Origin of the sequence: Streptomyces sp. NPDC086777, from assembly GCF_040702065.1 — a bacterium.
Classification (GTDB): Bacteria; Actinomycetota; Actinomycetes; order Streptomycetales; family Streptomycetaceae; genus Streptomyces.
Window position 1 is genome coordinate 22,263 of sequence record NZ_JBFBJI010000056.1, and the last position, 26,019, is coordinate 48,281.

Annotated in this window: 25 protein-coding genes; 8 read left to right on the forward strand and 17 right to left on the reverse strand. The window is 72.0% G+C overall.

Translation table 11 applies throughout. From position 1 onward, the window contains the following. Positions 1-34: 34 nt before the first annotated feature. On the forward strand, positions 35-91 hold the full coding sequence (locus tag AB0472_RS42390; protein WP_142195936.1) for a trp operon leader peptide: 57 nt from the start codon (positions 35-37) through the stop codon (positions 89-91). A 99-nt stretch (positions 92-190) separates the two neighbouring features. Beyond that, a complete protein-coding gene (locus AB0472_RS42395) occupies positions 191-2,083 on the forward strand; it encodes an anthranilate synthase family protein (RefSeq protein WP_366364723.1) in 1,893 nt (630 codons plus the stop codon). 183 nt (positions 2,084-2,266) lie between these two features. Here AB0472_RS42395 and AB0472_RS42400 read toward each other — a convergent pair whose 3' ends face one another. The 4 genes from AB0472_RS42400 to AB0472_RS42415 form a co-directional block, all read right to left on the reverse strand. Then, on the reverse strand, positions 2,267-3,295 hold the full coding sequence (locus AB0472_RS42400) for a 6-phosphofructokinase (protein WP_366364724.1): 1,029 nt from the start codon (positions 3,293-3,295) through the stop codon (positions 2,267-2,269). 185 nt (positions 3,296-3,480) lie between these two features. After that, positions 3,481-4,143 carry a response regulator transcription factor gene (locus AB0472_RS42405; protein ID WP_351715910.1) on the reverse strand — a complete coding sequence of 221 codons (663 nt, stop codon included), beginning with the start codon at positions 4,141-4,143 and terminating at the stop codon, positions 3,481-3,483. Continuing rightward, entirely contained in the window at positions 4,140-5,354 is a 1,215-nt protein-coding gene (locus tag AB0472_RS42410) for a DUF5931 domain-containing protein (protein WP_366364725.1), read from the reverse strand. Before AB0472_RS42410 ends, AB0472_RS42405 begins: the two co-directional genes overlap by 4 nt. A gap of 66 nt (positions 5,355-5,420) precedes the next feature. Then, on the reverse strand, positions 5,421-6,143 hold the full coding sequence (locus AB0472_RS42415) for a lysophospholipid acyltransferase family protein (RefSeq protein WP_366364726.1): 723 nt from the start codon (positions 6,141-6,143) through the stop codon (positions 5,421-5,423). A 190-nt stretch (positions 6,144-6,333) separates the two neighbouring features. On the opposite strand from AB0472_RS42415, the gene AB0472_RS42420 reads away from it, so the two are divergent. Together AB0472_RS42420 and AB0472_RS42425 are read left to right on the forward strand one after the other, a co-directional pair. Then, positions 6,334-7,113 carry an alpha/beta fold hydrolase gene (locus tag AB0472_RS42420; RefSeq protein ID WP_366364727.1) on the forward strand — a complete coding sequence of 260 codons (780 nt, stop codon included), beginning with the start codon at positions 6,334-6,336 and terminating at the stop codon, positions 7,111-7,113. Continuing rightward, on the forward strand, positions 7,106-7,699 hold the full coding sequence (locus AB0472_RS42425; protein WP_366364728.1) for a hypothetical protein: 594 nt from the start codon (positions 7,106-7,108) through the stop codon (positions 7,697-7,699). The genes AB0472_RS42420 and AB0472_RS42425 overlap by 8 nt, the downstream gene beginning before the upstream one ends. A 15-nt stretch (positions 7,700-7,714) precedes the next feature. Here the strand turns inward: AB0472_RS42425 and AB0472_RS42430 are convergent, their stop codons facing one another. The 6 genes from AB0472_RS42430 to AB0472_RS42455 all read right to left on the reverse strand — a co-directional run bounded on the left by AB0472_RS42430 (position 7,715) and on the right by AB0472_RS42455 (position 12,867). Next, positions 7,715-8,464 (reverse strand): endonuclease/exonuclease/phosphatase family protein, encoded by a 750-nt coding sequence (locus AB0472_RS42430; RefSeq protein ID WP_366364729.1) that lies wholly within the window; start codon positions 8,462-8,464, stop codon positions 7,715-7,717. A gap of 132 nt (positions 8,465-8,596) precedes the next feature. Continuing rightward, entirely contained in the window at positions 8,597-9,550 is a 954-nt protein-coding gene (locus AB0472_RS42435) for an ROK family glucokinase (protein ID WP_366364730.1), read from the reverse strand. A 55-nt stretch (positions 9,551-9,605) separates the two neighbouring features. Then, the gene (locus AB0472_RS42440) at positions 9,606-10,067 is read right to left on the reverse strand and encodes a DUF5304 domain-containing protein (protein ID WP_366364731.1); all 462 of its coding nucleotides are present in this window, start codon (positions 10,065-10,067) and stop codon (positions 9,606-9,608) included. Between the two features lie 63 nt (positions 10,068-10,130). Then, positions 10,131-11,285, reverse strand: coding sequence for an ArsA-related P-loop ATPase (locus AB0472_RS42445; RefSeq protein ID WP_366364732.1), 1,155 nt, complete (start codon positions 11,283-11,285; stop codon positions 10,131-10,133). 200 nt (positions 11,286-11,485) lie between these two features. Then, positions 11,486-11,929, reverse strand: coding sequence for an SRPBCC family protein (locus AB0472_RS42450; RefSeq protein ID WP_366364733.1), 444 nt, complete (start codon positions 11,927-11,929; stop codon positions 11,486-11,488). Positions 11,930-12,069: 140 nt separating this feature from the next. Then, positions 12,070-12,867 carry a metallophosphoesterase gene (locus tag AB0472_RS42455; RefSeq protein ID WP_366364734.1) on the reverse strand — a complete coding sequence of 266 codons (798 nt, stop codon included), beginning with the start codon at positions 12,865-12,867 and terminating at the stop codon, positions 12,070-12,072. A gap of 316 nt (positions 12,868-13,183) precedes the next feature. Between AB0472_RS42455 and AB0472_RS42460 the strand changes: the two genes are divergently transcribed. Further along, the gene (locus AB0472_RS42460; protein ID WP_366364735.1) at positions 13,184-14,980 is read left to right on the forward strand and encodes an AMP-dependent synthetase/ligase; all 1,797 of its coding nucleotides are present in this window, start codon (positions 13,184-13,186) and stop codon (positions 14,978-14,980) included. 28 nt (positions 14,981-15,008) lie between these two features. Here the strand turns inward: AB0472_RS42460 and AB0472_RS42465 are convergent, their stop codons facing one another. After that, positions 15,009-16,592, reverse strand: coding sequence for a GMC oxidoreductase (locus AB0472_RS42465; RefSeq protein ID WP_366364743.1), 1,584 nt, complete (start codon positions 16,590-16,592; stop codon positions 15,009-15,011). Positions 16,593-16,775: 183 nt separating this feature from the next. Then, positions 16,776-17,918, reverse strand: coding sequence for a glycosyltransferase family 4 protein (locus AB0472_RS42470; RefSeq protein WP_366364736.1), 1,143 nt, complete (start codon positions 17,916-17,918; stop codon positions 16,776-16,778). A 114-nt stretch (positions 17,919-18,032) separates the two neighbouring features. Between AB0472_RS42470 and AB0472_RS42475 the strand changes: the two genes are divergently transcribed. Beyond that, entirely contained in the window at positions 18,033-19,268 is a 1,236-nt protein-coding gene (locus tag AB0472_RS42475; RefSeq protein WP_366364737.1) for a glycosyltransferase family 87 protein, read from the forward strand. 41 nt (positions 19,269-19,309) lie between these two features. On the opposite strand, the gene AB0472_RS42480 is transcribed toward AB0472_RS42475, so the two are convergent. The 5 genes from AB0472_RS42480 to AB0472_RS42500 all read right to left on the reverse strand — a co-directional run bounded on the left by AB0472_RS42480 (position 19,310) and on the right by AB0472_RS42500 (position 24,689). Next, positions 19,310-20,506 (reverse strand): hypothetical protein, encoded by a 1,197-nt coding sequence (locus AB0472_RS42480; RefSeq protein WP_366364738.1) that lies wholly within the window; start codon positions 20,504-20,506, stop codon positions 19,310-19,312. A gap of 30 nt (positions 20,507-20,536) precedes the next feature. After that, entirely contained in the window at positions 20,537-21,556 is a 1,020-nt protein-coding gene (locus AB0472_RS42485; RefSeq protein WP_366364739.1) for an NlpC/P60 family protein, read from the reverse strand. 264 nt (positions 21,557-21,820) lie between these two features. After that, positions 21,821-22,855 (reverse strand): NlpC/P60 family protein, encoded by a 1,035-nt coding sequence (locus AB0472_RS42490; RefSeq protein WP_366364740.1) that lies wholly within the window; start codon positions 22,853-22,855, stop codon positions 21,821-21,823. A gap of 210 nt (positions 22,856-23,065) precedes the next feature. After that, positions 23,066-24,409, reverse strand: coding sequence for an NYN domain-containing protein (locus tag AB0472_RS42495; RefSeq protein WP_366364741.1), 1,344 nt, complete (start codon positions 24,407-24,409; stop codon positions 23,066-23,068). A gap of 40 nt (positions 24,410-24,449) precedes the next feature. After that, positions 24,450-24,689 carry a hypothetical protein gene (locus AB0472_RS42500; RefSeq protein WP_361256516.1) on the reverse strand — a complete coding sequence of 80 codons (240 nt, stop codon included), beginning with the start codon at positions 24,687-24,689 and terminating at the stop codon, positions 24,450-24,452. Between the two features lie 153 nt (positions 24,690-24,842). Here AB0472_RS42500 and AB0472_RS42505 point away from each other — a divergent pair, with 153 nt between their 5' ends. Together AB0472_RS42505 and AB0472_RS42510 are read left to right on the forward strand one after the other, a co-directional pair. Then, positions 24,843-25,637 (forward strand): rhomboid family intramembrane serine protease, encoded by a 795-nt coding sequence (locus AB0472_RS42505; RefSeq protein ID WP_366364744.1) that lies wholly within the window; start codon positions 24,843-24,845, stop codon positions 25,635-25,637. After that, the gene (locus AB0472_RS42510) at positions 25,634-25,915 is read left to right on the forward strand and encodes an Lrp/AsnC ligand binding domain-containing protein (protein WP_366364742.1); all 282 of its coding nucleotides are present in this window, start codon (positions 25,634-25,636) and stop codon (positions 25,913-25,915) included. Before AB0472_RS42505 ends, AB0472_RS42510 begins: the two co-directional genes overlap by 4 nt. The last annotated feature ends 104 nt before the right edge of the window (positions 25,916-26,019 follow it).

The following is a 26,019-nucleotide window of genomic DNA, read 5'->3' on the forward strand; positions in this document are numbered from 1 at the left end:
TGGACAGGGCGGGCGGTGGGGTAAGGTTTTCGGCATGTTCGCGCATTCGATCCAGAACTGGTGGTGGACCGCTTCTCCGGCGGCCCACTGACTGCGCGTACGCAAGACTTCGCGAAGGCCGCCCGGAGGGGCGGCCTTCGGCGTTCCCGGGGTCGTTCCTCCCTCACCAGCCCGACCAGGCAGAGGAACCATGGACCTGACCCAGTTGCTCCACGACGACCGCCCCTTCGCCCTGCTCCGCCGCCGCACCCCCGGCCACGACGAGAGCACGGTGGAGCTCCTGCTCGGCCCCGTCACCGCCCGTGACCGGCTCGCCGGCCTGCCCGAGGAGGGACTGGCCCTGATCCCGTACCGGCAGATCCGGGAGCGGGGGTTCGACGTACGGGACGACGGGACGCCGCTGCTGGTCCTGACCCCGACGGTGGTATGTCACATTCCACTCGACGAGGCCCTCGCCACCCTCCCCGCCCACGACGTCCACGTCGACTCCGGCGCCTTCGACGTCGACGACGACGCGTACGCCGAGATCGTCGGCCGGGTGCTGCGCGAGGAGATCGGCCGGGGCGAGGGCGCGAACTTCGTGATCCGGCGGACCTACGAGGGCCGGATCCCGGGCTTCGGCCGCGCCGACGCGCTGGCCCTGTTCCGGCGGCTGCTGGAGGGCGAGCGGGGCGCGTACTGGACGTTCGTCGTGCACACCGGGGACCGGACGCTGGTCGGCGCCAGCCCCGAGGTGCACGTGCGGATGTCCGGCGGCACGGTGGTCATGAACCCGATCAGCGGCACGTACCGCTATCCCGCCGAGGGCCCCACCCCCGAGCACCTGCTCGGTTTCCTCGCCGACGGCAAGGAGATCGAGGAGCTGTCGATGGTCGTCGACGAGGAGCTCAAGATGATGTGCACGGTGGGCGACATGGGCGGTGTGGTCGTCGGGCCGCGGCTGAAGGAGATGGCGCACCTCGCGCACACCGAGTACGAGCTGCGCGGCCGGTCCTCGCTGGACGTCCGGGAGGTCCTGAAGGAGACCATGTTCGCGGCGACCGTGACGGGGTCGCCGGTGCAGAACGCCTGCCGGGTGATCGAGCGGCACGAGGTCGGGGGGCGGGGCTACTACGCCGGTGCGCTGGCCCTGCTCGGCCGTGACTCCGGCGGCGCGCAGACCCTCGACTCCCCCATCCTGATCCGCACCGCGGACATCGACGCGGACGGCCGGCTGCGGGTCCCCGTCGGGGCCACCCTGGTCCGCGGCTCGGACCCGGCGAGCGAGGTCGCCGAGACGCACGCCAAGGCGGCGGGTGTGCTCGCGGCCCTCGGGGTGCGGCCGTCCCGGCCGCGCGCCGAACGGACCGCCCCGCGGCTCGCCGACGACCCCCGGGTGCGGGCCGCGCTGGACGGACGGCGGGCCTCGCTCGCGCCCTTCTGGCTGCGGATGCAGGAGCGGACCGGCGAGCCGGCCGGGCACGCGCTCGTGGTGGACGGCGAGGACACGTTCACCGCGATGCTCGCGCACGTGCTGCGGGCCGGCGGGCTCGACGTCACCGTCCGGCGGTACGACGAGCCGGGGCTGCGGACGGCCGTGCTCGCGCACCGGGGACCGGTGGTACTGGGCCCGGGGCCCGGTGACCCGACCGACCCGGACGATCCGAAGATGCGGTTCCTGCGGGAGCTGACGGCGACCCTGATCCGGGAGCACCGGCACGGGGTGCTGGGCGTCTGCCTCGGGCACGAGCTGATCGCGGCGGAACTGGGGCTGGAGATCGTCCGCAAGGAGGTCCCCTACCAGGGGGCGCAGACGACCGTGGACCTGTTCGGGCGGCCGGAGACGGTCGGCTTCTACAACAGCTTCGTGGCCCGCTGCGACGACGAGGCGGCGCGGGAGCTGGCGGCGCACGGCATCGAGGTGAGCCGGGCGGCGAACGGCGAGGTGCACGCCTTGCGGGGGCCGCGTCGTGCCGGAGGCGCGCCCGGAAACACGCTCGCCGGGGTGCAGTTCCATCCCGAGTCGGTGCTCACGTTGAACGGGGCGGTGATCGTCCGGGAGCTGGTGGGGCAGTTGCGCGGTACTGGAGCGGTTCGGGCTTGAGTTTCGGGTGCTGGTGCGTGGGGGCTTGTCGCGCCCGCGCGGCGGAGCCGCACATCGAACACAGCCCCGCGCCCCTCGGGTGTCTCTCCGTAGCCGGTGCGTAGAAGCTCGGCCTGGTGCCGGAGGCCTCTGCGCGCCGCCACGGTGACCGTGGCGGCGCGGGTCGAGCGGGGAAGCCGGCCGTCAGCCGAAGAACACCCCGACCTCCTCGTACAGCTTCAGGTCGACGGTCTTCAGCTTGGCCGTGGCCTCCGCGATCGGGACCCGGACGATGTCGGTCCCGCGCAGCGCGACCATCTTGCCGAAGTCCCCGTCACGGACGGCGTCGACCGCGTGCAGGCCGAAGCGGGTGGCCAGCCAGCGGTCGAAGGCGCTGGGCGTGCCGCCGCGCTGGATGTGCCCGAGGACGGTGGTCCGGGCCTCCTTGCCGGTGCGCTTCTCGATCTCCTTGGCCAGCCACTCGCCGACCCCGGAGAGCCGGACGTGCCCGAAGGAGTCCAGCGTGCCGTCCTTGAGGACCATCTCGCCGTCCTTGGGCATGGCGCCCTCGGCGACGACCACGATCGGGGCGTACGACGCCTTGAAGCGGGACGTCACCCAGGCGCACACCTGGTCGACGTCGAAGCGCTGTTCCGGGATGAGGATGACGTTGGCGCCGCCGGCGAGCCCGGAGTGGATGGCGATCCAGCCGGCGTGCCGGCCCATCACCTCGCAGACCAGGACCCGCATGTGGGACTCGGCGGTGGTGTGCAGCCGGTCGATGGCCTCGGTGGCGATGCCGACCGCGGTGTCGAAGCCGAATGTGTAGTCGGTCGCGGACAGGTCGTTGTCGATGGTCTTCGGCACGCCGACGACGGGCACGCCGTACTCGTCGGTGAGGCGGGCGGCGACACCGAGGGTGTCCTCGCCGCCGATCGCGATCAGCGCGTCGACCTCCAGCTTGGCGAGGTTGTCCTTGATCCGCCGGATGCCGTTCTCCTGCTTGAGCGGATTGGTCCGCGAGGAGCCGAGGATGGTGCCGCCGCGGGGCAGGATGCCGCGTACGGCGGAGATGTCGAGACGGACGGTGTCGCCTTCGAGGGGCCCGCGCCAGCCGTCCCGGAAGCCGACGAAGTCGTAGCCGTACTCCTGCACGCCCTTGCGGACGACGCCCCGGATGACGGCGTTGAGCCCGGGGCAGTCGCCGCCTCCGGTCAGTACTCCGACCCGCATGGAAATGTCCCTTCGCCGCGGTTGCCTGTGGGACTCACGCTAATGGTGATCCAGCTCACACAGGGATGGGCGCGGAAGGGCAATTCCGGTGAATTGTCGGGCGGTTGGTTTACGCGTCGCCCGACGATCAGATCAGATCAGTCGTCGGCTCATCCGTCGGCTCATCCGTCGGCTCAGTCGTCGGCTCAGTCGTCGTCGAGCCCGGCCTCTATCGCGTACCGCACCAGCTCCACCCGGTTGTGCAGCTGGAGCTTGCCGAGGGTGTTCTGCACGTGGTTCTGGACCGTGCGGTGGGAGATGACCAGGCGTTCGGCGATCTGCTTGTAGCTCAGGCCCTTGGCGACGAGCCGCAGCACCTCGGTCTCGCGGTCGGTGAGCCGGGGCGCGTCGGGCCGGTCGGGGTCCGCCTCCGGGGCGGGTTCGGAGGCCAGCCGGCGGTACTCGCCGAGGACGAGACCGGCGAGGCCGGGCGTGAACACCGGGTCGCCGACGGCGGTACGGCGGACCGCGTCGAGGAGTTCCTCCGTCGAGGCCGACTTCAGCAGGTAACCCGTCGCGCCGGACTTCACCGCCTCCAGGACGTCGGCGTGCTCCCCGCTCGCGGAGAGCACCAGGACCCGCAACGCCGGGTTGTGACCGACGAGTTCCTTGCAGACCTGGACGCCCGGCTTGGCCGGCAGGTTGAGGTCCAGGACGAGGACGTCGGGCGCGGCGGCCTTGGCGCGGCGCACCGCCTGGTCGCCGTCCCCGGCGGTGGCGACCACCTCGAACCCGGACTCGGTCAGGTCACGGGCGACCGCGTCCCGCCACATGGGGTGGTCGTCGACCACCATGACCTTGATGCTCATCGCCGCTCCGCCTTCCCCGGGGAGACCTTCGGTACCTTCAGCTCGACTTCCGTGCCCTGCCCGGGAGTCGAGAACAGCTCGGCGCTGCCGCCGAGGTCGCGCAGCCGCCCCCGGATCGACTGGGCCACCCCGAGCCGCCCCTCCCCCTCGGCCTGGGCCAGCCGCCCTTCCGGGATGCCGGGGCCGTCGTCCCGTACGGTGACCACGACCTCGCCGGGTTCGTCCTCGACCAGGATCCAGGCCCGCGCCTCCGCACCCGCGTGCCTGCGCACATTGTCCAGGGCCGCACCGACGGCGGCGGCCAACTCGCGTGCGGCGCCCGGCGGCAGCCCCACCGGCGCCCCGGGCTCGGCCAGGCTCACCCGGGACCCGGCGTACCGCGAGAGCAGCGTGCGCAGGTCGACGGGGTCGCCGTCGTCCGGCTCCTCGACCAGGCGTACGACCGCGCCCTCGGCCTCGTCCTCCGAGAGCCGCGAGGGCGGCACCAGCCCGCCGGAGACCAGCGTCCGCAGGGCCACTTCCTGGTCCCCGGCCAGCTGCCCGAGTTCGGCCGCCTCGCCGCCGAGGACCGCGCCCCTGCGCTGCACCATGGCGAGCACCTGGAGCACGCCGTCGTGGATGTCCCTGGCGAGCCGCTCCCGTTCCCGGGTCGCCGCCTCGATCTCCAGGGCGCGGGCGAGGGTGCGCTCGGAGGCGCGGGCGACCTCGACGACGTACCCGATGGCGATCGAGGCGACCCAGACCAGGATCACGTTGTGGACGGTGTCGCGGGCCGGGTGGCCGCGCTCGATCAGGTTGGCGGCGGCGACCGGCGTGGAGGCGAAGGCGGCCCAGCGCCAGCCGCCCTTGAGGGCGTAGGCGAGGACCGAGCCGGCGGTCCAGATCGACGGCAGGGTCGGGCCGCCGCGGTCGATGTGGCCCTGGGTGACCACCCAGGGGGTCAGCACGATGCCGGTGAGCGCGATGGCGAGGTCGACGGCGAGGAAGCGCTTGGTGCAGGCCGCCGCGTTCTGCACGCGGGGCAGGGTCGCCAGGGTCCAGACGGCCAGGACGGCGTAGTAGGCGATGGCGACGCCCGCGCGGTCGTAGTCGTCGTAGGCGGAGGCGAACAGGCCGACGGCGTACAGCAGGGTCAGTACGCGGTAGCCGGTGAGGGCGCGCCACAGCGGCTGCTCGACCGACATCCGTACGACGCGTTCCCGCTTGCTCATGTCCCCCAGTCCCCCTGCCCGTCCCCGGCCGCCGGTCCCCCCGGCTGCGGGCCCCCTGCCGCCGGCCTAGGACTCGGCGGCCTTCTTCTCGGCCTTCGCCGCGTCCTTCTCGGCCTTGGCGGCCTCCGCGATCTGCCGCTTGGCGGCCGTCGCGTAGATGTCCACGTACTCCTGGCCGGAGAGTTTCATGATCTCGTACATGACCTCGTCGGTCACCGCGCGCAGCACGAACCGGTCGTGCTCCATGCCCTGGTAACGGCTGAAGTCCAGCGGCTTGCCGATCCGGATGCCCGGCCGCATCAGCTTGGGCATCACCTGCCCCGGCGGCTGGATCTTCTCGGTGTCGATCATGGCGACCGGGACGACCGGCGCGCCGGTCGCGAGCGCCACGCGCGCGAGGCCGCCGGGCTTGCCCCGGTAGAGGCGGCCGTCGGGCGAGCGGGTGCCCTCCGGGTAGATGCCGAACAGCTCGCCGCGCTCCAGCACGTCTATGCCGCTCTGCACCGCGGCCTCGCCGGCGCCGCGCGCGCCGGAGCGGTCGACGGGGAGCTGCCCGACGCCCTTGAAGAAGGCGGCCGTGAGGCGGCCCTTCAGCCCGGGGGTGGTGAAGTACTCGGCCTTCGCGATGAAGGTGACCTTGCGGTCCAGCACCGCGGGCAGGAAGAACGAGTCCGAGAAGGACAGGTGGTTACTGGCCAGGATCGCCGGGCCCTCGGCCGGGACGTTCTCCAGGCCCTCCACCCAGGGCCTGAAGGTGACCTTCAGCGGTCCCCCGATAGCGACCTTCATCGCGCCGTACAACAACCGAGTGCCTCCTGTTTCCGTCGATCAGACCTTAACCCGGAGCGCCGGGAATGGGCCCGACGACCCTGGTCGGTGTCAGTGCCGTCGCGTACGGTGAAGCACAACCGGAGTCGTCGTCCACGGCTCCCCCGGTTTCGCCCCCTCGAACGAACTCGAAACGAATTGGAGACCGAAGGTGCCGGTTCTCCCCGGAGCCGAGCCGTACCGCCATGACGGCGGGGAGGCCGGCGTCCTCCTCTGCCACGGTTTCACCGGCTCGCCCCAGTCGCTGCGCCCCTGGGCGGAACACCATGCGGCACACGGCCTGACCGTGTCCCTGCCCCTGCTGCCCGGGCACGGCACCCGCTGGGAGGACATGGCGGTCACCGGCTGGCAGGACTGGTACGCGGAGGTGGACCGCGAGCTGCGGCTGCTGCGCGAGCGCTGCTCCCAGGTGTTCGTGGCGGGCCTGTCCATGGGCGGCACGCTGGCCCTGCGGCTGGCCGCGCGGAACGGTACGGGTGTGGACGGCCTGGTGATCGTCAACCCGGCGAACAGGGTGCACGGCCTGTCGGCGTACGCCCTTCCGGTGGCCCGCCATCTCGTGCGCACGACGAGGGGCATCGCCAGCGACATCGCCAAGCCGGGCGCCGCCGAGGTGGGGTACGACCGGGTGCCGCTGCACAGCGCGCACTCGCTGCGGAACTTCTTCCGGCAGGTGGACAAGGAGCTGCCGCAGGTGACGCAGCCGCTGCTGCTCCTGCGCAGCGCCGTGGACCATGTGGTTCCGGCGGTCGATTCCGCCCGCATCCTGAGCCGGGTGTCCTCCACGGACGTAACGGAGGTCGTGCTGGAACAGAGTCACCATGTCGCGACGTTGGACCATGACGCGGACCGGATCTTCGAGGAGAGCCTCGCCTTCATCGGCCGGCTCGCACCCAGTGTCGGCAAGGAAGGGACGGCCGCAGTTGGCTGAGCACGACTCCGACCGCGAGGACCGCGAGCCGGACGAGACGGGGGTGCCCTTCGACGAGGAGGCCGCCTGGGCGGCGATCGTCGCGGGGTACGGCGACGAGCCGCCGGATCCGCCGGGCACGACGCCCTTCAAGCCGGTGAAGGACCTCGCGCTGCCGGCGATGGACGAGGACGAGACCGACGCGGGCGCCGAGCCCGCCGGGACGGGCGCCGGGGCGGCCGAGGAGCAGCGTCCCGTGCAGCCGCTGGGCAGCTCGGTCTCCTTCGCTCCCGGGGTGGGCGGCCCGCGCGACTACACGGCGCCGGAGCCGTCCGAGGACGACTTCGACGAGGACGACGAGGGGCACTTCGTGCCGCCCGAGCCGCCGCCGCTGCCGGAGGCGGACGTCACGGCCAAGTTCGCCTGGCTCGGCGTGGTGGGCGGGCCGATCCTGCTGCTGCTCGCGGTGCTGCTGGGCTGGGACATGACCTGGTGGCTGGCGACGGTGGGCATCGGCGGCTTCCTCGGCGGTTTCGCCACGCTGGTGACCAGGATGAAGACCGACGACGAGGACGACGGGGACCCGGGCCGGGGCGCCGTGGTCTGAGGCCTCGCGCCCGCTCTAGGACGGTGCCGGAATTCTGAGGGCGGCCAGGACCGGAAGATGGTCCGTGGCCGCCCTCAGGTCTGCCCCGGTCACACCGGGCAGGTCCGCGGGGACGCCGCAGCCGAGTACCTCGATGCCCTTCGTCGCGAAGATCGCGTCGATGCGCTGGTGGGGGTCGGTGGATCCGGAGGTGAACTCGCCGCCCCAGGGGGCCGCGGTTCGGCAGTCCTGGTAGGCGTCGGCCAGGCGGCGGAAGGTGCGGCCGTCGGGGCGGTCGTTGAGGTCGCCGCCGGCGATGGCGTGCTCCACGCCCAGGCCGGCGACCCGGTCGAGGAGCATGCCGCCCTGCTCGTAGCGCTCGTCCTGCTGGAGGCTGAGGTGGAAGCTGGTGACCCCGAGGCGGGCGCCGCCGATGCGGACGACGGCGGTCGCGAGGCCCCGGCGGTGCAGGCCGGGGGTGAGCGGGAGCAGGACGTCCTCGGTGCGCTCCACGGTGGCGCGCAGGTCGCAGAGGATCGCCGGACCGGCCGCCGTGCCGCCCCCGGTGAGGATCACCAGCTCGGAGGCGGAGGCCAGGCGGGCGAGCTTCTTGCGCCAGCGGAAGAAGCGGGGGGCCTCCTGGACCAGGACCAGGTCGGGGGCGCAGGCCCTGATGACGCGGGCGAGGGCGTCGCTGTCGTCCCGCATGGAGCGGATGTTGTAGCTGAGGACGCGGATGACCGCGGAACCGTCGGGCTCTGTGCGGGACTTGGGGAGCGACGCCATGTGGATCAATGTACGCCGGACGGAGGGCCGTGCGCCTGGTGGGGTGGGGCGCGAGGTACGTGCGCGGCTGCCGGCGCACGGTGGCCGGTCGCGCAGTTCCCCGCGCCCCTGGGTGGGACCGGTGGACGGCGTTTACATGATCGGGTCGGGCTCCCGGGCCAGGTCCGCCGCGCCGACCAGGCCGGCGTCGTTGCCCAGCTGGGCCGCGATGACCTCGGCCACCGGGCGCCAGTTGCCGCCCACCAGCCAGCGCTTGTAGGACTTGCGGATCGGGTCGAGGACCAGTTCGCCCTCGTCCGAGAGACCGCCGCCGACGATGAACGCGGAGGGGTCGAAGAGGGAGGCCAGGTCCGCGAGGCCGGCGCCGGCCCAGCGGGCGAGCTCGCGGTAGGAGTCGACGGCGACCGGGTCGCCCTGGCGGGCGGCCACGGAGATGTGCTTGCCCTCGATGCCCTCGGGGGTGCCGTCACCGAGGGCGAGGAGCACCTCGGCGTGCTCCGGGGTCGCGTTCGCGCGCTGCTTGGCGTACCTGACCAGGGCGCGGCCGGAGGCGTACTGCTCCCAGCAGCCCTGCGAGCCGCAGCCGCACAGCAGCCCGTCCGGGACCATCCGGATGTGCCCGAACTCGGCGGCGACGCCGAAGTGCCCGCGGCGCAGCTTGTTGCCGATGATGATGCCGCCGCCGAGGCCGGTGCCGAGGGTGATGCAGATGACGTTGCGGTGGCCCTTGCCGGCACCGAACTTGTACTCGCCCCAGGCGGCGGCGTTGGCGTCGTTCTCCACCACCACGGGGAGGCCTACGCGGGCCTCGACCTCGTCCTTCAACGGCTCCTGGCGCCAGTCGATGTTGGGCGCGAAGTAGACCGTGGAGCGCTGCCGGTTCACGTAACCGGCGGCGCCGATGCCGACACCGACGATCTCGTGCCCGGCGCGGGCGCCCTCTACGGCGGAAGCAATGGCGTCCACGATGCCCTCGGGCGTGCCCGGGGTCGGCACCTTGTGGGTCGAGAGGATGTTGCCTTCCTCATCGACCACGCCGGCCGCGATCTTCGTGCCGCCGATGTCGACGCCGATGGTGAGTCCCATGAATCCCTCAGTTTCGGTCGAGCCCCGCTACGGCCAACCGTACCCGAGGGGGCTGTCAGTCGAGATCGATGCGTTCGCCGGGGCCGTCGTCCTCGCCCTTGTCGGAGGCGCCGGAGGCCCAGCGGGTCTCCTGGGCCTGGACCGCGGAACGGTAGGCGGCGAGGAGCTCGCTGCCGGCCGCGGCCAGGTGGTCGAAGACGTCCGGGTTGCGCTCTATGACGGGCTCGACGGCGTTCTTCGCCTGCTGGACGACCTGCCGGACCACCTGCTGGGCGGCGGGTCCGGCGACCGCCCCGAGCAGCGGGGTCTGGAGGCCGGAGAGCTTGTCGGCGACGGCGTCGACGAGTTTGCGCAGTTCCTCGGCGGCCGACCCGGGAGTCGGGCCGTACTGGGCACGGCGGCGGGCCTTCTCCGCCTCCAGGTCCTCGGCGCAGGCGGTGGCCCAGGCGTCGTCGTCCGTCGCCCGTACCTCGTCCGCGGCCTCGGAGGCGTCGGCTGCGGGGCGCTCTTCGCTCATGACGGACTCCTGACTACGGTTCGTCTCTCCGACGGTACCCGAACGGGCGTACCGGTTTCACCGTCAGCGCGGCCACAGCTCCGGGTCCGGCGCGAACCGCAGCCGCAGCTCGCCGTCGCGCAGGGCGGCCCCGGCGACGGTGCAGCGGCGCAGGGCCGACGGCAGGGCGACGATCCGGCGGAAGCCGCCCACGGTGATCACCACCTCGTCGCCGCGCCGGACGAGGTCGAGGTCGTCCCGTATCGCGCCGGGCAGCGGGATGTGCCAGACGAGGACGCCGTCCGCCTCGATCCGGTCGGCGACCGGCCACTCGACCGGGGCGGGCGCGGTGTTGACACCGGGCACCGCGAGCGCGGCGAGGTCGTCGGTGCCGCGCGGGTCGTGCCCGAGGTGGGCGACCGCGGTGACGTCGTACGCCTCCCCCCACTCCGCGAGGGCCTTGCGCTGCTGGGCGACCAGGGCGTGCAGCGAGGTGGCCTCGGGCAGCACGCGGTTGGCGACCAGGCCCGTGGCGGACAGGCCGCGCAGGGCGAGGGCGAGACGGGCGGCGCGGACGGCGTCGGCGCCGGCCGGGCCGGGTTCGGCGACCAGGCGTACGGCGGTGTCACGGTCGGCGAGGACGGCCTCCACGGCGGCCAGCTCGGTGTCCCAGCGTTCCGCGGTCTCGTAGAGCCAGTCGGCGGGCATGGGGACGCCGGCGAGCCGGCCGAGGACGGGGCGCAGGGCGCGGGCCGCCCGCCGCTCGGGCGGGAGCAGGCGGCGCAGGTAGCGGCGGAGCTCCTCAGGGAGGGAGAGGAGGGCGAGCGCCTGCGGGATGGGCGGGAGGTCCACGACGAGCAGTTCGTGGCGCTCGGAGAGGGCGGCGTCGCGCAGGGCGCGGAGGAAGGAGAGCTCCTCGGCGCCGGGCAGGGGGGTGAGTTCCTCGGCGTCCAGGCGGGAGGCGCCGAGCAGGTCGAGGACGTTCGCGGCGCGGGTCTGGAAGGCGGTCAGGTCCTCGCGGAAGCGGCCGGCGGCGTCGGGGCGCCAGGCGGTGAGGGTGGGGGTGACGCGGACGGGCTCCGCTCCTGTCGCCGTGCCCAGGGCGGCGCCGAGGGTGTCCGTGCGGTCGGCGCTCAGGACGAGGGTCGGGGTGCCGGCGGCCGCGGCGCGCAGGGCGGTGGCCGCGGCGACGGTCGTACGGCCGCTGCCGCCGGGGCCGGTGATCAGGATGGTGCGCATGAGGGTGAACCGTAACGGACGTCCAGGTGAGCCCCCGCTGCAGCGGGCGCAGGGAGTGTCGCTCACCGGCGTTGGCAGGGTGCCGCCCCGTCAGGGGCGCTGGGGGTACCCCCGGCCGAAGGCTGGGGGAGGAACCGCGCGAGCAACCACCGACGACCGCACCCGGGGTCCCCCGCGTACCCCTACGGCGCCTCCCTACCTCACTTCTCCCCCGACTCGACCCTCTTCTTCAGGCCCGCCAGCGCCCGGTCGATGATGACCTTCTCCGCCTTGCGCTTGATCATCCCGAGCATCGGGATCTTGACGTCCACCGTCAGCGAGTACGTGACCTCGGTCGAGCCCGCGCCCGCCGGCTTCAGCAGGTACGAGCCGTCCAGCGAGCGCAGCATCTGGGACTTCACCAGCGTCCAGGAGACCTCGTTGTCGCCGGTCCAGGTGTACCCGAGGACCTGGTCGTCCTTGATCGCACCGGCGTCCATGACCAGGCGGACCTGCTCGGCGCGGCCCTGGGTGTCGGTCTTCAGAACCTCCGCCTCCTTCACCTCGCCGGTCCAGTCCGGGTAACGCCCGAAGTCGGCGATGACCGCCATGACGTCGGCCGGGGCCGCCTCGATCGTGATGTTCGAGCTGGTGTGTTCCGCCATCGCCGTGGCTCCTCCAGATGCGGGCCGGTGGGACCGGTGGGACCGGTAAAGGGGTCGGCGTGCGCGGGCGTGCGCACACGCGTGCCGCGTGAAGGCTACCGCGCGTCCGACCAGCCGACTTCACCCCCTGTCCGGGCTCGTCACCATTCCAGCGCCCAGGGCCGGCCGGTACCGGCGAAGTGCCCGACGTTCACGCACTCGGTGGCCCCGATCCGCATCCGCTTCACCAGGGGCTGGTGGACATGGCCGAAGAGCGAATACCGGGGGCGGGTGCGGCGGATGGCGTCCAGCAGCGCCCGGCTGCCCCGTTCGAAACGGCGCGCCACCGTGTCGTACACCAACTCCGGCACCTCCGGCGGGATGTGCGTGCAGAGCACGTCGACCTCGCCGAGCGCATCGATCTTCGCCGCGTACTCCTCGTCGGGGATCTCGTAGGGGGTGCGCATGGGGGTGCGCAGGCCGCCGCCGACGAAGCCGAAGACCCAGCCGCCGATCTCCACCCGCTCGCCGTCGAGGACCGTCGTGCCCGGACCGGCGTACTCCTGCCACAGCGGCGGCATGTCGACATTGCCGTACGTCGCGTACGTCGGTGTCGGGAACGCCGCGAACATCTCGGCGTACTGCTTGCGTACCGCCTTCTCGATCGCCGTCGCCCGGTCCATGCCGATCCCGCCCCACAGCCGCGCTCCGAGTTCCCGGGCCTCCTCGAAGCGGCGGGCGGTGCGGAGTTCGACGAGGCGGTCCGCGTTCTCGACGCCGAACAGGTCGGGGAAGATGCCGCGGGAGTGGTCGGCGTAGTCGAGGAAGAGGACCAGGTCGCCGAGACAGATCAGGGCGTCCGCGCCGTCGCCGGCCCTGGCCAGGTCACGGGCGTTGCCGTGCACGTCGCTGACCACATGGACGCGGGTCCTTCGGATGCCGGGGGGTGTGGCTGCCATGGTGATCAAGGGTAGGCCTGTGCGGCAAACGTGAACAGGCGATGGCCGGGCCCGCGGTTACTGGTCAGTCACTAAAGGCGTGGACTACCGTACGCGAAGGAACACCAACCCGTGTGACGCAGCGAACATCTCGTCGGACCCCCCTGTCGAAGAAGCCATACCGACGGGTAACGTCCGGGCAGTCCAGTCGTGCTCAGGAATTCAACCAACGGATCTTCCAGCCCGTGCCGAAGCCCTGAGCACCTGCCCGAGCCTTGGACCGCACCGTCGCATCGCACAACGTCGTGGCGTCGGCGCCCTATGAGGAGCAGCAGTCTTGCGCGAGTTCAGCCTTCCGGCTTTGTACGAGGTCCCCGCGGACGGGAATCTGACCGACATCGTCCGCAGAAACGCCGCGCAGCATCCGAACGTCGCCGTGATGGCCCGAAAGGTCGGCGGTGTGTGGCAGGACGTGACCGCCGCCGCCTTCCTGGCCGAGGTGCACGCGGCGGCGAAGGGCCTCATCGCCGCCGGCATCCAGCCGGGCGACCGGGTCGGCCTGATGTCCCGCACCCGCTACGAGTGGACGCTCCTCGACTTCGCGATCTGGAGCGCCGGCGCGGTCACCGTGCCGGTGTACGAGACCAGCTCGCCGGAGCAGGTGCAGTGGATCCTCAGCGACTCCGGCGCGACCGCCTGCATCGTCGAACTCGACGGCCACACGGCAGCCGTCGAGTCGGTGCGCGAGACACTGCCCGCCCTCAAGCACGTCTGGCAGATCGAGGCCGGCGCCCTGGAGGAGCTCGGGAGACTCGGCCAGGGCGTCACCGACGCCACGGTCGACGAGCGCAGCTCGCAGGCGAAGGCGGACGACCCGGCGACCATCGTCTACACGAGCGGTACGACCGGCCGCCCCAAGGGCTGCGTCCTCACCCACCGCGCCTTCTTCGCGGAGTGCGGCAACATCGTGGAGCGGCTGCGCCCCCTCTTCCGCACCGGTGAGTGTTCCGTCCTGCTCTTCCTCCCGCTCGCGCACGTCTTCGGCCGCCTCGTCCAGATCGCCCCGATGATGGCGCCGATCAAGCTCGGCTGCGTCCCGGACATCAAGAACCTCACCGACGAGCTGGCCGCCTTCCGGCCGACGCTGATCCTCGGCGTCCCGCGCGTCTTCGAGAAGGTCTACAACTCGGCGCGCGCCAAGGCGCAGGCGGACGGCAAGGGCAAGATCTTCGACAAGGCCGCGGACACCGCGATCGCGTACAGCAAGGCGCTGGACACGCCGTCGGGCCCGACGCTCGGCCTGAAGATCAAGCACAGGACCTTCGACAAGCTCGTCTACAGCAAGCTGCGCGCGGTGCTCGGCGGCAGGGGCGAGTACGCGATCTCCGGGGGCGCCCCGCTCGGCGAGCGGCTCGGCCACTTCTTCCGGGGCATCGGCTTCACGGTCCTGGAGGGCTACGGCCTGACCGAGTCCTGCGCGGCGACCGCGTTCAACCCCTGGGACCGGACCAAGATCGGCACGGTCGGGCAGCCGCTGCCCGGCTCGGTGATCCGCATCGCGGACGACGGCGAGGTGCTGCTGCACGGTGAGCACCTGTTCAAGGGGTACTGGAACAACCCGGCCGCGACCGCCGAGGCGCTGGCCGACGGCTGGTTCCACACCGGGGACATCGGCACCCTGGACGAGGACGGCTACCTCAGGATCACCGGCCGCAAGAAGGAGATCATCGTCACCGCGGGCGGCAAGAACGTCGCCCCGGCCGTGATCGAGGACCGCATCCGCGCGCACGCGCTGGTCGCGGAGTGCATGGTGGTGGGCGACGGGCGGCCGTTCGTGGGCGCGCTGGTCACCATCGACGAGGAGTTCCTGGGCCGCTGGGCGGCAGACCACGGCAAGCCGGCGGGTGTCACCGCGGCGTCGCTGCGCGACGACCCGGATCTCATCGCTGCGATCCAGGACGCCGTCGACGACGGCAACGCCGCGGTGTCGAAGGCGGAATCGGTGCGGAAGTTCCGCATTCTGTCCTCCCAGTTCTCGGAGGAGTCGGGCCACCTGACGCCGTCCCTGAAGCTCAAGCGCAACGTGGTGGCGAAGGACTACGCGGACGAGATCGAGGCCATCTACCAGAAGTAGAGCGGCACTCGGGGCATCCGCCCGGTGGTCAGAAGTCCTCGGCGAGAACCCGTTCCATCGCCCGCTCGGCGAGCGCGGTGATGGTGACGAACGGGTTCACGCCGATGTTCCCCGGCACCAGTGAGCCGTCGGTGACGTACAGCTTCGAGTACCCCTTCACCCGCCCGTAGTCGTCGGTGGCCCTGCCCAGCACGCAGCCGCCCAGCGGGTGGTAGCAGAAGTCGTCCGCGAACACCTTGCTGCTCGACCCGAACAGGTCGTAGCGGTAGATCGTGGCGTTGGCCAGGTTGATCCGGTCGAACAGCTTCTTCGCCATGGCGACCGAGACCGCGCTCTGGGCCGCGGTCCAGCCCAGCTTCACCCCGTCGCTCGCGGAGTCGTAGGTGAAGGACGCCCGTTGCGGGTTCTTGGTGATCGCCAGGTACAGGCTCACCCAGGTCTCGAACCCGATGGGCAGCGGGGCGATCTCCGCGAAGACCGGGTTGTCGGTGTTGGCCCAGTCGTCGATGCCCATCACCGGCATGGTCGCCTGGTTGGCGCCGGTGGTGTCCCAGATGTGGTTGGCGCGCCCCAGCATGGTGTTGCCGTTGGTGCTCCAGCCCGCCCCCACACTGGAGTTGAGCGCGGGCAGCGCCCCCGTGTCCCGGGCCCGGACGAGCAGCTCGGTGGTCCCGAGACTGCCGCCGCCGAGGAACAGGTAGGTGCAGCTGTACTGCTTGCTCTCGACGACGTTCCCGCTCGTGTCGATCCGGTCCACGCTCAGCACGTACGACCCGTCGCTCGCCCTCGTGACGGCCTTCACCTTCTCCAGGGTGTGGATGGTGACGTTCCCGGTGCCGAGGGCGGCGGCCAGGTAGGTCTTGTCGAGGCTCTTCTTGCCGTGGTTGTTGCCGTAGATGACCTCCTGGGCCAGCGCGGACCTGGTGGCGGTGCCGGCGGCCTCCTGCTGCATGTACCCGAAGTCGTAGACGTTGGGTACGAAGGTGGTCTTGAGCCCGGTGTTGGTGGCGGCCTTCCTGGACGTCCGGGTGAACTGGTACCACTCGGTCGACTCGAACCAGGTGGTGTCGACGGTGTTGACGCCGAGCATGGCCCGGGCGCGCGGGAAGTACGTGCCGTACATCGCGGTCGCGTCCACGGTCGGGAACTGCTCGGTGAAGTACGACTGGAGCGGGGTGACCGCCATCCCCCCGTTGACCAGCGACCCGCCACCGACACCGCGTCCCACGTACACGGACATGTTGTCGAAGTGCACCCGGTCGAGCACTCCCGCGTAGGAGTCGATGTTCTTGTTGACGACGTCCAGCCAGAGGAAGGTGGCGAGCGGGGCCTCGGTGCGGGTCTTGAACCACATGGACCGCTTGTCCGGGGCGGCGGTGGAACAGAAGATCTTGCCGTCGGAGCCGGCCGTGTTCCACAGCTGGCCCATCTCGATCATGAGGGTCCGGATGCCGGCCTGCCCGAGCCGGAGCGCGGCCACGGCCCCGCCGTACCCCGAACCGACCACGATCGCGGGCGCGTTGTCGACGTCGGCCGCCTCCTCGGCGGCCTGCGCCGAGGGGAGTCCGACCCGGGTGAGACCGGCCGCTGCGGCGGTCTGGAGGGCGATCATGCCCAGGATGTGACGCCTAGTCAGCTGACGCTGCATCAGTTTTGCTGTCATGTGCGCAGCATGTGCGGATTTTCCGGTTCCGCCTAGGGATAGAACAGAGTTGGTGACAAGCGCCCCCGAAAGGGGCGCGGGGAACTGCGCGACCGGCCCCCACCGCCCGTAGCCGGGCGACGACCCAACCCTCTACAGCAACTCCTTCAGCCGCTCCGCAAGAAGATCCCACCGCCACTTCTCCTCGACCCACCGCCGCCCCCGCTCCCCCATCCGCTGCCGCAGCTCGGCGTCTCCCAGGAGCGCCACGATGCGCTCGGCGGCCTCCTCGGGGGACCCGCCCCGCACCACCCACCCGGTCTCCCCGTCGAGGACCGCGTCCGGCGCCCCGCCCGAGTCCCCGGCCACCACCGGCAGGCCCGTCGCCGAGGCCTCCAGGTACACGATCCCGAGCCCCTCCACGTCCAGCCCGCCCCGCCGGGTCCGGCACGGCATGGCGAACACGTCGCCGGCGCCGTAGTGCGCGGGCAGCTCCGCCCACGGCACGGCGCCCGTGAAGCGCACGGAGGCCTCTACGCCGGTCTCCTTCGCGAGGCGCCGCAGCTCCTTCCCGTACGGCCCGCCGCCCACGACCAGCAGCACCGCGTCCGGCTCGGCGGCCAGGATCAGCGGCATCGCAAGGATCAGGGTGTCCTGCCCCTTGCGCGGCACCAGCCGCGACACGCACACGACCACCGGCCGGTCGCTCAGCCCCAGCCGCTCCCGCACCTCGGCACCGCCCGACCCCGGGTGGAACGTCTTCTCGTCCACCCCCGGCGGCAGCTGCACCATCCGCGCCGCCGCCTCCGTACCGAGCGCGGTGGCGATCCTGGACCGCGTGTACTCGCCGAGGTACGTGATGGTGTCGGTCGCCTCCCCGATCCGCCCGAGCAGCTGCCGGGCGGCCGGCAGCTGGGCCCAGCCCGCCTCGTGCCCGTGGGTCGTGGCGACCAGCCGCTGCGCCCCGGCCCGCCGCAGCGCCGGCGCCATCAGGCCCAGCGGCGCCGCGGCCCCGAACCACACCGACGTGCACCCGTGCTCCCGCAGCAGCCCGACCGCCGTCCGGGTCGCCCCGGGCGTCGGCAGCAGCATCGTCGTACGGTCGCGCACGACGGTGAAGGGCTGCTCCGCGTCGAACGCGGCGGTGGCCTCGGCGCCCTCCCGGCCCCGCTTCCAGGTGGAGGCGTAGACGACCAGCCGCTCGGGGTCCAGACGCAGCGCCATGTTGTGCAGGAACGCCTGGATACCGCCCGGCCGCGGCGGGAAGTCATTGGTCACGACGAGCGTCTTGTTCATCGACGCCGACCCTACCCGCACGGTGTGCTCGGCCACGCTTCATGGCCCCCGCACAGGACGCCGGGGGATCATGTGGCCCACTCGACACGGCGTTGCCGACGGACAGGGGCTCAGGTGGACAGGACGGGCGGGCGGCGTGCCCTGGCGTTGTTGCTGGTCACCTGGGGTGCCACCCGGGTGGTGCTGCTGCTGTTCGTCCTGAAGGTGTTCGTCTTCCCGGGCGCGGACGTCACCAGCGACGTCTCCGTGATCTACCAGGGCTGGTACGAGGTCCTGCGGCATGGAACGTTTCCCCTGGACGACGTCACCTGGCAGTACCCGCCCGCCGCCGCCCTGGCGATCCTCTCCCCCGGCCTCCTCCCCTTCCTGGACTACCCGACCGCCTTCTACGTCCTGGCCTGCCTCGCCGACCTGGTGGTCCTCTCCCTCCTCCTGTACACCGGCCCGCGCCCCGGCCGCACCCTGCGCGGTGCCTGGGTCTGGGTGCTGGGCGTGCCGCTGCTCGGACCGACCGTCTACTCCCGCTACGACCTGATGGTCACCGCCGTCGCCGTCGCCGCGCTGCTCGCCGGGGCCCGGCACCCCCGGCTCATGGGCGCGCTGGCGGGCTTCGGCGCGATGGTCAAGGTGTGGCCGGCGCTGCTCCTCGTGGGTGCCGTACGGCGGCGGGCCTGGGCAGCCGCGGCCGGCACGGCGGGCGCGGTCGGCGCCCTGTTCGCGGTGGCCATGCCGGGGGCGTTCTCGTTCCTGACCTTCCAGCGGGACCGGGGCACCGAGGTGGAGTCCCTCGGCGCGCTGGTCCTGCACGTCGCCCGGCACTTCGGCTGGCACGGCGAGGTGCTGCTCAACTACGGCTCGATCGAATTCCTCGGCCCGCACGTGAAGGCGGTGAGCACGGCGGCCCTGCTGCTCACGGTGCTGGCCTTCGGCTGGCTGCTGCTGTGGCGGCTGTCGGCGGTCCGCTTCCGCTCCCACACGCTCGCGGACGCGGCCTTCACCGCCGTCCTGATGTTCACGGTCACCAGCCGGGTGATCAGCCCCCAGTACATGGTGTGGCTGGTGGGCCTGGCCGCCGTCTGCCTCTGCTTCCGCGCCAGCCGCATGACCCTCCCGGCCGCCCTGCTCCTGTCGGCGGCCTTCGTGACCGTTCTGGAGTTCCCCGTCGGCTTCTCGCACGTCGTGGTCAGCGACTGGTACGGCATCGTCCTGCTCCTCCTGCGCAACGGCCTGCTGGTGGCGGCGACGGTCGCGGCGGCCCGCGCCCTGTGGCACTCCACGGTGACCGAGGACACCGCCGCCCCGTTCCCGTCCCAGCCGTCCCGGGCCACGGGGACCCCGGTGTCCTCCTGACCCCGGGGCCGGCCCCGGGGCTCACCCCGGGCGCGGCCGGCTCAGTCGCCCAGCTGGGCCCGCACGTACTCCCGCCAGCGGGCGGTGAAGGCCGCGAGGGTCGTGCCGAGTCGGGTCTTCAGGGCGTCCTCCACGGCGCCCGCGCGTGCCCGGTGGGCGCCGACGGCGCGGTAGAAGGCGCCGAGCTTGTCCTCACCCCAGTGCGCGGCGATCATCCGGCAGGCCAGCCAGCCGCCCTCGTAGGCCTGGGCCAGTTTGGCGGGGTCGTCGGTGAAGCCGAAGTCCTGGTCGGCGGGGAGCTCTTCGGGGGTGTCCCCGGCCTCGACGGTGCGGGCGAGTTCGGGGGCCGCCTCGGTGGGCGTGCGGCCGGTGCCGAGGTAGCCGATCCAGTCGGCGTAGCCCTCGGAGAGCCAGAGCGGGGTGGCGGCCGTGGTGTGGGCGCGGGTGGCCACGTGGGTCGTCTCGTGGGTGAGGACGACCTGGCGGCCGACCGTGCCGAGGATCGCGTACGCCTCCGGGTTGAGGATGACCCGGTCCGCCGGTGCCTGACCGGAGCCTCCCGCCTCGCCGGTGGTGACGGCGGCGATGCCCTTGTAGTTGGAGGCGGGGGCGCCCAGCAGGCCCGCCATGCCGTCCAGCGACCCGGGTACCAGCAGGACCACCCGCTGCGTCCAGTCCGTGCCCCAGGCCTTGGAGACCTCGGGGACGGCGGTGTCGGCGAGCCGGGCGTAGTCGCGCAGCGTGGCCGCGGACTGGCCGACGCCGAGCACGAGGGCGTGGGTGGTCCTGACGGCGGTCACCCTGCCCTGGTCCCAGAGCTGCTGCCCGGACTTCCCGGCGGGCTTGTCGTATGTGACATACCACTGTCCGTCGGCCGTGCGGCTGAGGGTCAGTGCCCGGTCCGTCGTCACCGGTGCCTTGTCGTAGCCCTGTATCCGGTAGCTGAGCTGCGCGTCGGCGGTGGCTCCGGCGCCGTCGGGGTGGAGGGCGGTGAGCCGGTAGCGCCAGCCCGCGAGCGGTACGGCCCGCAGGTCGGCGTACGAACTCCGGGTGCCGGTCTCGGCGTACGCCTGCTCGTCGTGGCCGAGGACCGCGGCCGAGCGGCGGTCCAGGACCTGCTGCACCTCGGCCATCGCCGTACCGGTCGACGACTGCCCGCCGCCGCATCCGGTCAGCGGCAGGAGCAGCAGACACAGCCCCACCGCTCCTGAGCGCCACACCCGTCCACGACCAGCCACTTTCCGATCGTAAGGGCAGGAGCCCGGAAGTCAGGGCCTGGTGACGGAGGAGACCGGCATCATTCCGACCGGGTCGTAGCGGACCGGGGCGCCGGGGTAGGGGGCGTGGATGACCTGGCCGTTGCCGACGTACATGCCCACATGGCTGGCGTCGGAGCGGTAGACGACCAGGTCGCCGGGTTGCGCCTGGGAGAGCGGGACCTGGTGGCCGGCGAAGCGCTGCTCCTGCGAGGTGCGCGGGAGGTGGATCCCGGCATGCGCGTAGGACCACTGCATCAGGCCCGAGCAGTCGAAGCCGGTGGGGCCGTTGGCGCCCCAGACGTAGGGCCTGCCGAGGGCGGAGCGGGCCGCGGCGATCGCGGCGGCGGCGCGGGCGTCGGGGACGGCCGCCGCTGAGGGGTCGGACAGGTCGGCGCGGTCGTCGCCGCGGGAGGCGTGCTCGAAGGCGGCGCGGTCGGCGGCGGGCATCGTCTCGAGCAGCCGGCGGGCCTTGGCGAGCTTGCCCTCCACGACGGCCTTGTGCAAGGCGACGGCCTTGCGGCTCCGCTCCAGCTCGGCGAGGTTCCCGGTGGCCTCGGTGCGCTCCTGGGCGAGTTCGCGCATCGCCGTCCGGAGCTGCCTGAGCTGCCCGGCCTGGCGGGCGTCGACGCGGTCGAGGAGGGAGGCCCGGTCGAGGTAGTCCTGCGGGTCGTCGGAGAACAGCAGGGCCACGGTCGGGTCGAGGCCGCCGGAGCGGTACTGGGCGCCGGCGAGCGAACCGAGCGCCTCCCGCATGGTGTTGATGCGCTGCTGCTGGCGGGCGATGCGGTCCTGGGACTCGTTCACCTCGCGGCGCAGGGCGCCGGCCCGCTCGTCGGCCTTGTCGTAGGCCTGGGTCGCCTCCTCGGCCTGCTGGTACAGCCGGTCCACCTCGGCACGGGCGTCGGCGTGCGGCGCGGCGCTCGCCGGTACGGCACCCAGCGCGGCGGCCGCGGCCGAGAGCGCGCAGATTGCGGCACCGGCGCCCCGGTTGAACCCGGACGACGGTGCGAGACGGCGATGAGACCCCACGGCGGTCCTTCTGCTGGCGGACGGGAACCGCTTCCCCCGGCGCGGGGAACGGGGATGCCCCGGACGCCGGAGGAAACGCGCCAGACAGTAGCCGCGCGACCGCACCCCGGCCAAAGACCTCCGCGGCCACGGAACGTGACGCCCCGCCGCTGACGCAGGTCACCGGCGGGGCGTGGAGTCAGTTCTGGTTGCCGCGATTCGCCCGTTCGGGCGTCCCGGCGAGTCGATCTTCGGCCGTACGGGTGTCGCCGTACCCCGGCGGGGTCAGATCCGGACGCCGAACTCGAAGGTCATGTCGCTCATCGCCTCGTAGCGGACGACCGCGCCGGTGTGCGGGGCGTGCAGCACCTGGCCGTTGCCGGCGTACAGGCCGACGTGGTGGTAGTCGCCGTAGAAGATGACCAGGTCGCCGACCTTGAGGTCGCTCGCGCTGTAGATGCGGGTGCCGGCGTTGGCCTGCGCCTCGGAGGTGCGCGGGATGGTGACTCCGGCCTGGGCGTAGGCCCACGAGGTCAGGCCCGAGCAGTCGAAGGCGGACGGGCCGGAGGCGCCGTAGACGTACGGCGAGCCGATCACGGACTGGGCGGCGGCGAAGGCGGCGGCGGCCCGGCCGGAGGCGGAGCCCGTGTTGCCGAGGTCCACGCGGGAGGAGGCGCGGCTGGCGGCCTGGGCCTGCTCGGCGTCGAGGGCGGCCTTCTCCTTGGCGGTCAGCGTGTTGAGCAGCTTCTGCGCGTCGGCGAGCTTGGCCTGGACGGCCTTCTTCTGCTTGGCCAGCTCGGTGCGGGTGGCGGAGAGGTCCTTGAGCTTGTCGCTGGCCTCTGCCCGCTCCTGGGCGAGTTCGCGCTGTTTGTCCTGGATCTTCTTCAGGGCCTCGACCTGCTGACCGCTCAGCTGGTCGAGCGTGGACGCCTTGTCGAGGTAGTCGTCCGGGTCCGACGAGAGGAAGAGCTGGACCGAGGGGTCGATGCCGCCGGAGCGGTACTGCGCGGTGGCCAGCGAACCGAGGCTGTCCCGCAGCTTGTTGAGGTCCTCCTGCCCACGAGCCACGTTGTCCTGGATCGTGGATATCTCCTTCTGCAGCTTCTGCTGCTTGTCCTTGGCGCCGTCCAGCTTCTCGGTGGCCTGCTCGGCCTCCTCGTAGAGCTTGTCGACCTTCGCCTTGACCTCGTCCTTGGTCAGCTTCTCGCTGGGCGCCGCGTTGGCGGCGTTGGCGCTGAGGACTACGGCGGCGGCTGCTGCGGTGGTGAGCACGGTCACGCGCGCACGGCTCGGCTGCTTGGGTCGACGATGGGACGCCACGGAGACGGGCTCCTTCGTTTGAGTGATCACCCGTGTGGAGGTTCGAGCCCAGACCCTAGTGACCTACCTGTGATCAGTTCAAACCCAGCAGCCAAAAAAGTGGTCACGCAACGCACTCTTTGCACATAACTCACGAGCAGTAGTGCGCGATTGACGCTACGTTGCGTGACGGTTCGGTCAATTCGGGCATTGCATATGCGGGTTGCACGTTCAGGACAGTCGCTTCAGAAGCATCGCAGAAGCGACCGGACGCGCCCCCGCCTTCGCCACCCCGTCGGCGACCTCCCGGTCGGTCGAGGCGACGATCACCGGCCGCCCCGGGGGCTCGGCGCGCACCAGCTGGCGGATCAACTCGTCCGCGGTGACGCCGGGCTTGGAGAAGAGCACCCGGACCCCGCGCGGCGGGGCGAGCAGCACCGGCGCGGCCAGTTCGGCGCCGTCGAAGACACAGGTGACCTCGGCGCCGGTCTGGGCGGCGAGCTGGGAGAGCTGACCGAGCAGCCGCAGCCGCTGCTTCTCCAGGGGCATCTGCGGATAGCCGGTCTTGGTCACGTTGTAGCCGTCGACGACCAAGTGCGCCTGGGGCAGGGCGAGCAGCTGGTTGAGGATGGCGGGGTCGTGCTCGGAGAGCGCACGCGCCGCGATGTCCTTCGGGGTCATTCGTCCCGGTTCGACCGCGTCCACGGTCTCGGCGGGCCGTACCGACACCGGCGGCAGCGCCAGCTCCCGGCGCAGCCCCTGGGCCGCGTCGAGGACGGTGTCGAGCAGCAGCCGCAGCCGCATGTCCTCGACGCTGCGCCCCTCGCGGGCGGCCCGGCGGCTGGCCTCCAGGGCCGCCTCGGTCTCCGCGAGCCGGGCCTTGAGCCGCCGGCTCTCGCTCTCCGCGGCGGACACCAGGGTCTGCCCCTCGGCCCGCCCGGTCTCCATCTCGCCGTGCAGCTTGCGCAGCGCCGCCTCGCCGCGCTTCACGTCGCTCAGGGCGGCCCGCAGCTTGCGGTGAAGCGATTCCGCTTCCTTCTTCGCCGCGTCCAGCTCGGCGCGCAGCCGCTCCGTCTCGGACCGGGTCAGCTCCCGGGCCCGGTCGAGCTCCTCGCGCAGCCGCTGCAGTTCGGCCCGGCTCTCCTCGTCGGCCCGCTCGGCGTCCGCCCGCTGGGCCTCCTCGCCGGCCGCCGCCACGAGCTTCACCCAGCCCGCGGGACGCAGTACGTAGGCCGCGGCCGCCACGTCGAGCGGGTCCGCGGCCGGAGGCGGGGAGCCGGAGTCCAGGGCGCCGGCCAGTTCCGGCTGGGCCTCTCTCAGCTTCTCCCCGATCCGCTGCCGGAAGAGGGTGTCCGTCTCCAGCGCGGCCGCCATGGCGTTCCCCGCGAACTTGGCCCGGCGGTTCGAGGCGAAGCGGGCGTACTGCCTCAGCTGGGCGGGCAGTTCGGCGACGGTCAGGCCACCGAACCCGTCCGACACGATCTGTACGACCCGCCGCCGCACGCCGTCGGGCATCGGACGGTCAAGCACCTCGGCGGTGCCGTCGCCCGGCCCCCCGCCCGTGGTCTCCACCATCCGTCACACCCCATCACCTGTACGGGGCCGGCTCCCGGTATCAGGAGTCGGCGCCCGGCCTGTCCACGAGCTCCACCTGGTCCACCGCGTTGCACCAGCGGCAGCGCACCGACTCGATGGTCTCACTGACCACCTCGCGCTCCTCGACCTTCGGCTCACCGGCCAGGTCGAGGTGGATGTACTCGACCACCTTCGACGAGCGGGTCACGTCGAAGCGCGTGAGGTTGCCGCAGAGGGTGCAGCGCCACCGCGTCGTGGCGGTCGGCAGGGGAACCGTCATCGTGGCTTGTTCGCTTCCTTCTAGTGTCCGTGACGCGCCGTCCCGACGCGTGTGGCTCGTAACCCTACGGCCTGGCGGGTACTCGACGCCGCCCTGTCCACGGCGGCGAGGCGATCTGCACCAGTGCGTCCCGTTACGCCATGCTCTATGTCCATGATCGGCAACTGGAACACCACGGCGGCCCGGACCCTGCGGAGTCTGCGGGGCACGTCCGCGCCCATGACGTACACCCTGATCGCCGTGTGCTGCCTGATCTTCGTGCTCGGCCCCGCCTCCGGCTTCACCCCGTCCTACGGCACCGGAGAGGCCCTCGCGACCGCCCAGCGGGCATACTTCCGGCACTGGGGCGTGGTGCCCGCCGACCTGTTCGACGATCCGGCGCGGGAGGCGCTCACCCCGGCCACGGCACTGTTCATCCACGGCAGCTGGGTGCACCTGCTCGGCAACATGCTCTTCCTCTTCGTCTTCGGGGCGATGACCGAGGAACGGATGGGCCGCGCGGAGTTCACCCTTTTCTACATCGGCTGCGGCTACCTCGCGCTGCTCGGCTACGCGGCCGCCAACGCCACGTCCCCGCAGTCACTGGTGGGCGCGTCCGGGGCGATCTCGGCGGTCCTCGGAGCGTTCCTGTACCTGTTCCCCAGCGCCCGCGTGACCAGTCTCCTCCCCTTCCTCTTCTTCCTTCCGCTCCGCTTCCCGGCCTGGGTGGTCCTCCCCTTCTGGGCGGCCCTCCAGTGGCTGGCCCTCGACCAGGCCCCCTCCGGCCCCGGCGTGGCCTACCTCGCCCACCTGGTCGGCTTCGGACTCGGGTTCGGCTACGCGTGGGTGCGGTACAGAAAAAAGAAGGGCGCGGAGCGCGGCCTCGGAAGGGCGGTGGCGGGTGACGGGCGGGCGACTAAAGTGAAGGCCGCCCCAGCTCCGGCACCCGAGGGAGAGAACCAGCCGTGATCACCGCGATCGTCCTCATCAAGACCAGCGTGGACCGGATCCCCGAGATCGCGGAAGAGATCGCCGCGCTGGAGAGCGTCAGCGAGGTCTTCTCCGTCACCGGCACGTACGACCTGATCGCCATGGTCCGGGTCCGTGAGCACGAGGACCTGGCCGAGGTGATCCCGGGCCGGATCAGCAAGATCCAGGGCGTGGAGGGCACGGACACCCACGTCGCGTTCCGCACGTACTCCCAGCACGACCTGGAGGCGGCGTTCGCGATCGGCCTGGACAGCTAGCAGACGCCGTTCATCCGGGTCCTCACCGCGATGGGCTTGGTCAACACACGTAACGGCAGCCGGGCGGTTGTGACCGCCCAGGGCGACACCCTGCTCGCGGTGTC